This window comes from Amycolatopsis sp. SID8362 (assembly GCF_010550475.1).
GTDB classification, from domain to species: domain Bacteria; phylum Actinomycetota; class Actinomycetes; order Mycobacteriales; family Pseudonocardiaceae; genus Amycolatopsis; species Amycolatopsis eburnea.
In genome coordinates, this window is record NZ_JAAGNB010001724.1 from 1 (window position 1) to 5,911 (window position 5,911).

Genomic DNA, 5,911 nt, shown 5'->3' on the forward strand with positions numbered 1-5,911 from the left:
CGCCGCCCACGTCGACGACGCGGGGGTGCTCGGCGCCGCGGGCGCGGGCGGCCTTCAGCTCGGCCTCGAGCACCCGGCGGACGGCGCCCGAACCCCGGGCGGCCACGGTCTCCGTCTTCATGCCGGACAGGGTAGTGCCCGCCCCCGCCCGCCTCCCCGGCTCCTCCCTTCGAGTGAACGCCCCTTGCCCGACGGCGCGCCTCGCCCGCACCCGTAGGCTGGTCGTCGTGCACACGGTCGCCGTACTCAGCCTCAAGGGAGGCGTCGGCAAGACGACGGTCGCTCTCGGTATCGCGTCCGCCGCCTTGCGTAGGGGCACGCGGACGCTGGTGGTCGACCTCGACCCGCAGGGCAACGCCACCACCTCGCTCGACCCGCCGTTCACCGACGCCACCCTCGCGGACGTGCTCGAGACCCCGGACCGGGAAACGCTCGAGCGCGCGATCGCGCCCAGCGTGTGGAGCGAGGACGTCGACGTCCTCGTCGGCTCCGAAGAGCTGGAGCTGCTCAACGACCCCGAGGCCGACAGCGAGCGGCTGGCGAACTTCTCCCGCGCGCTCGACGAGCTGCACCGCGAGCCGCTGGGCGAGCTGCCCTACGAGCTGGTGATCCTGGACTGCCCGCCGTCGCTGGGCCGGCTGACGAAGTCGGCACTGGTCGCCGCGGACAGCGCGCTCATCGTCACCGAGCCGACGATGTACGCCGTCGCGGGCGCGCACCGGGCGCTGGAAGCGATCGAGAAGGTCAGCAAGGACCTCAACCCCCGGCTGCGCCCGATCGGGGTGCTGGTGAACAAGCTGCGCGTCCGCTCCTACGAGCACCAGTACCGGATCGCCGAGCTGCGCGAGAACTTCGGTTCGCTGGTGATGCCGACGGCGATCACCGACCGCCTCGCGGTGCAGCAGGCCCAGGGCGCGTGCAGCCCGATCCACGAGTGGCACTCCCCCGGTGCCCAGGAGATCGCGCTGACGTTCAACATGGTGCTGGCGAAGATCCTGCGCTCGAACCGGGCCGGCCGGCACCGCGTCTCCGGCGAGGAGCCCGACGGCCCGGACTGGCCGGAAGGCCCGGCGCCGGAGACGCCCGAGGCCCCGGCCGAGGTGTCCGAATCGGCCGGGTGAGCCGTGCCCGAAGGTGACACCGTGTACCTCGTCGGGCGGCGCTTCGACCGGGCACTGGCCGGGAAGACGTTGCTGCGCGGGGAGTTCCGCGTGCCCCAGCTGGCCACTGTGGACCTCGCCGGGCGCGAAGTGCTCGGCGTCGGCACGGTCGGCAAGCACCTCTTCACGCGCTTCTCCGGCGACCTGACGCTCCACTCACACCTGATGATGGACGGCATGTGGGACGTCTACCCGGCCGGCGCGAAGTGGCGGCGCCCCGGCCACCACGCCCGCGTGATCCTGACCGCGGCCGACGTCCAGGTGATCGGCTTCCGCGTCCACGACCTCAAACTCGTTGCCACGCCGAAGGAAGCCGACCTCGTCGCCCACCTCGGCCCGGACTTGCTCGATCCGCGGTGGTCGGCAGAGCACGCCGCGCGCGCGGTCGCGAACCTGGCCGCGGACCCGGACCGCGAACTCGGGCTCGCGCTGCTCGATCAGCGGGTCATGGCCGGTGTGGGAAACCTTTACAAGTGCGAAATCGCCTTCCTGCTCGGGGTCACGCCGTGGGCCCCGGTGTCCGAAGTGGACGCCGCGACCACGGTCGCGCTGGCCCGCAAGCTGTTGCTGGCCAACGCCCGCTCCGGCCGCTTCGACCAGAGCACCACCGGCCACCTCGACCGCAACCGCAAGAACTGGGTCTACGAGCGCACCCGCCAGGGCTGCTTCCGCTGCGGCGGGCAGCTCCTGGTCCGCACGCAGGGCCTCGACGTCCAGCGGCGACCGACGTGGTTCTGCCCGAAGGACCAGGCCGGGCCGTACCCACCGCAGTAGACTCGGCCCCGTGACGACGTTCAAGCTCCCGCTCTACGGGACCGACACCGAACGCGGCGACCTCGCTCCCTGAGCCGCGCCCGGCACCCCGTCACCCGCAAACCCGCCTCAGGGAGCTTCGTCATGCCCGGAATCCTCACCGGGCAGGCCTTGCGCGCCTTCGCGCAGGCCCTGCCCAAGGTCGAACTGCACGTCCACCTGGTCGGCTCGGCGAGCCTGCCGACCGTCCTCGAACTGGCCCGGCGGCGCCCGGCCGCCGGCGTCCCCACCGACGCGCGCGAGCTCGCGGAGTTCTTCACCTTTCGCGACTTCGCCCACTTCCTCACCGTCTACCTCGCGGTCACGTCGCTGGTGCGCGACCGCCACGACGTCCGCGCGCTGGTGACCGGCCTGGCCGCCGACCTCGCCGCGCAGAACTGCCGCTACGCCGAAGTCACCGTGACGCCGTACAACCACTTGCTCGACGGCATGCCCGGCGACGAACTGCTGGCCGGGCTGGAGACCGGCCGGGCCCGCGCCGCCGAACTGGGCGTGGAACTGGCCTGGTGCTTCGACATCCCGGGCGAGAAGGGCGTCAAAGCCGGGCAGGAGACGCTCGTGTTCGCGCTGCGCGAACGCCCCGAGGGCCTGGTGTCGTTCGGGCTGGGCGGGCCGGAACTCGGGGTCGGCCGCGCGCGGTTCGAGCCGTTCTTCACGCGGGCGCGGGAAGCCGGGCTGCACAGCGTCCCGCACGCGGGCGAAACCACCGGCCCGGCCACGATCTGGTCCGCGCTGCACGACCTCGGCGCCGAACGGATCGGCCACGGCACAAGCTGCGTCGGCGACCCCGCGTTGCTGGAACACCTTGCCGCGCACCGGATCCCCCTCGAGGTGTGCCCGACGTCGAACGTCCGGACCGGACAGGTCGGCAGCGTCGCCGCGCACCCGGTGCGGCGCATGCTCGACCACGGCGTCGTCGTCACGCTCAACACCGACGACCCGCCGATGTTCGGCGCCACGTTGACCGGCGAGTACGTCGCCGTCGCCGAAGCCATCGGGCTCACCGCGGCCGAGCTCGCGCGGCTCGCGGAGAACGCCGTGGACGCGTCCTTCCTCGACGAGCAGCGGAAAGCGGGTCTGCGGAATGGGATCGCGAAAATGACATTGCCGGACCCGGGGAACTTCGCCTAGCGTGGCAGTACACGAGAGAGGAGGTGGTCCAAAGTTGTATTCCAACAGGACTCGTGAGGTGGCTGTCCGCTAGCGGATGGCACGTGGAGGACTTTGAGCAGCGCTACAGCTGAGCCACCTTCTGGCTCATCGCCTGCTCCACGTGATGCCTGATAGCGAATACCAGGCAGTCACCGTGCCCCCGGGGTTCCCGAGCACCAGTCCGGCTCGGGCTCGAACGTTTGACGGCGTTCGAGAGGCACCCCGGGGGTTCCTTATGCGCTCATCCGGGCAGGTCATGCCACCCGGCGTCGCAGGACGACCGTCCGGCGATCAGCGTTTCGCCGTTCTGTCCCCCGGACGGCTGAAGGTCGCTAGCCTGGAAGCATGCTCAGGCCCGACTACCCGATCACCACGGATCGGCTGCTCCTGCGCCCGTTCACGCCCGGCGACCTCGACGCGTTGAACTCCTTCCAGTCCCGCGCGGACGTCGCCCGCTACCTCTACTGGGGCCCGCGCAGCCGCGCCGAATCGGCCGCCGCGCTGGCGAAGCGCGTCCACAGCTCGACCCTCACCAAAGAAGGCCAGTTCCTGGCCGTGGCGGTCGAACTGGCCTCGACCGGGCAGCTGATCGGCGACCTGAACCTCGAGTGGCTCAGCAGCGAGCACCGCCAGGGCGAGATCGGGTTCGTCTTCCACCCGGACCACCACGGCAAGGGCCTGGCCGCGGAAGCCACCACCGAACTGCTCCGGCTGGGCTTCGAAGACCTGGGCCTGCACCGCGTCATCGGCCGGTGTGACGGCCGCAACACCGCGTCCGCCGCGCTGATGGAACGCCTCGGGATGCGCCGCGAAGCGCACCTGAAGGAGAACGAGATCGTCAAGGGCGAGTGGACCGACGAGCTGATCTACGCGATGCTCGAAGACGAGTGGAAGGACCTCCGGGCCGCCGGCGCGTAGTGGTCGCTTTCACGTGAAAGTGGCGCTCCGGTCGCGGGCCGCAGGCGGTTTGGCAGCATGGGGGCGTGTTCTTCGACAAGATCGTCCGCCCGGCGCTGTACCGGCTGTCCTACCACGACCCCGAGCTGGTGCACGAGCGCACGATCGGCGTCCTCTCGCGGCTCGGCAAGGCCGCGCCCGCGCTCGGTGGCGCCCTGCGCGTCGACGACCCGGTGACCGTGCTGGGCCTGCGCTTCCCCAACCGCGTCGGCCTGGCCGCCGGGATGGACAAGAACGGCCGCGCGCTGCCCGCGTGGGCCGCGCTGGGCTTCGGGTTCGTCGAGGTCGGCACGGTGACGCGGCTGGCGCAGCCGGGCAACCCGAAGCCGCGGCTGTTCAGCCTCCCCGCGAGCGACGCGGTGATCAACCGCATGGGCTTCAACAACGACGGCGCCGAGGCGCTCGCGGCCAAGCTGGCCCGCGACGGCAAACCCGGCGTCCCGCTGGGGATCAGCATCGGCAAGTCGAAGGTCACGCCGCTCGAAGACGCCGTCGAGGACTACCGGTTCTCGCTGCGGGCGCTGTACCCGTACGCGGACTACTTCGCGATCAACGTCAGCTCCCCCAACACGCCGGGGCTGCGGCAGCTGCAGGACCGCGCCGCGCTGGCCGAGCTGCTCGGTGAGCTGCGGTCGACGTCCGCGGAGCTGGCCGGCGCGGGCACGCCGACGCCGCTGCTGGTGAAGGTCGCACCCGACCTGACCGACGACGCGCTGGACGAACTCCTGGAAGTCGCGGTGGAGCACGGCGTCGCCGGGATCATCGCCACGAACACGACGCTGTCCCGCGACGGCATCGCGGCCGCGGAGAGCAGCCTGGCCGGACAGGCGGGGGGGCTGTCCGGCCGGCCGCTGACCACCCGCGCGGCCGAGGTCGTGCGGTTCGTGCACGACCACACCGGCGGGAACCTGCCGATCATCGGCGTCGGCGGCATCCTGGGCCCCGACGACGCGCTCCGGCTCGTGGACGCCGGCGCGTCGCTCGTGCAGCTCTACACGGGTTTCGCGCTGCACGGACCTGGCCTGGTGCGCCGCGTCAGCCGGGGTCTCGCGGGCCGGCGGTAGAGGCGAACCGGACGTACCCGCGCCACGACTCGTAGCGGTCCAGACCAGGCCCTTCCGCGGCCAGGCAGCGGACGGCCAGCGGCGCGGTGCCGTCGTCCAGCTCGACGCGGTCGAGCACGAAGGGTTCCTTGAGCGTCGCGGCGAACCGTTCGAAGGCCGCCGGGGACAGCCGCCAGCGTTCGCCGTCGAGCACGGCACCGCCCGCCAGCACGCCGGGCTGCGGCGGCTCGGTGGGCAGGAGCACCATCCGGTAGCCCTCGATGGTCCGGACCGGTCCGCCGAACCGGGCGCCCAACCCGGTGAGCTCCGCGTTGAGCGGCTGGCCGCGCAGGTGCGCGCCGAACACGACGACGTCCTCGCCCGGCTCGGGGTAGGGCGTCATCGGCTCGTCCGTGCAGACGGTCGCGAGGTCGAGGGCGATCTGGTCCTCGAACGCCCGCGTCAGGAAGGTGACGCCGAACGGGCGGCGGTCGCCCGGCAGCACCGGGACGGACACCGCGGCGACGTCGAGGAGGTTCGCGAACGCCGTGCAGGCGGCCAGGCGGTGGCCCACGCCGGCCGGGTCGGCCAGCGCTTCGGCGATCCCGGGGTGCTCCGGCACGGTGGGCACGACGAGGGCGTCGAGCCCGTCGAACCCGGGCTCCCGCACGGAAACCGGGGTGAGCACCGCGCCCGCCGCCGTCAGCCGGGCGACGACGGTCTTCAGCGCCAGGCTCGCCGCCTCGCCGAGGGGCAGGTCGGCGGGGTAGCCGAGCCGCGGGTGCT

Annotated in this window: 5 protein-coding genes and 2 pseudogenes; 5 read left to right on the plus strand and 2 right to left on the minus strand. The window is 72.2% G+C overall.

Annotated elements, in window-relative coordinates:
- Window positions 1-121 (minus strand): annotated as a pseudogene (locus G3I65_RS58070) (SAM-dependent methyltransferase); the annotation flags it as partial.
- Between the two features lie 106 nt (window positions 122-227).
- Here G3I65_RS58070 and G3I65_RS52845 point away from each other — a divergent pair.
- The 5 genes from G3I65_RS52845 to G3I65_RS52865 all read left to right on the plus strand — a co-directional run bounded on the left by G3I65_RS52845 (window position 228) and on the right by G3I65_RS52865 (window position 5,146).
- Window positions 228-1,121: a ParA family protein gene (locus G3I65_RS52845; protein WP_160703769.1), complete on the plus strand. Its 894-nt coding sequence runs from the start codon at window positions 228-230 to the stop codon at window positions 1,119-1,121.
- A gap of 3 nt (window positions 1,122-1,124) precedes the next feature.
- A complete protein-coding gene (locus tag G3I65_RS52850; protein ID WP_160703771.1) occupies window positions 1,125-1,934 on the plus strand; it encodes a DNA-formamidopyrimidine glycosylase family protein in 810 nt (269 codons plus the stop codon).
- 123 nt (window positions 1,935-2,057) lie between these two features.
- Window positions 2,058-3,104, plus strand: coding sequence for an adenosine deaminase (gene add, locus G3I65_RS52855; RefSeq protein WP_160703773.1), 1,047 nt, complete (start codon window positions 2,058-2,060; stop codon window positions 3,102-3,104).
- Window positions 3,105-3,470: 366 nt separating this feature from the next.
- Window positions 3,471-4,043 carry a GNAT family N-acetyltransferase gene (locus G3I65_RS52860; protein WP_160703775.1) on the plus strand — a complete coding sequence of 191 codons (573 nt, stop codon included), beginning with the start codon at window positions 3,471-3,473 and terminating at the stop codon, window positions 4,041-4,043.
- A gap of 65 nt (window positions 4,044-4,108) precedes the next feature.
- On the plus strand, window positions 4,109-5,146 hold the full coding sequence (locus tag G3I65_RS52865) for a quinone-dependent dihydroorotate dehydrogenase (protein WP_160703777.1): 1,038 nt from the start codon (window positions 4,109-4,111) through the stop codon (window positions 5,144-5,146).
- On the opposite strand, the pseudogene G3I65_RS52870 reads toward G3I65_RS52865, so the two are convergent.
- Window positions 5,118-5,911, minus strand: a pseudogene (locus G3I65_RS52870) (amidase); the annotation flags it as partial. The gene G3I65_RS52865 and the pseudogene G3I65_RS52870 sit on opposite strands and share 29 nt — an antisense overlap.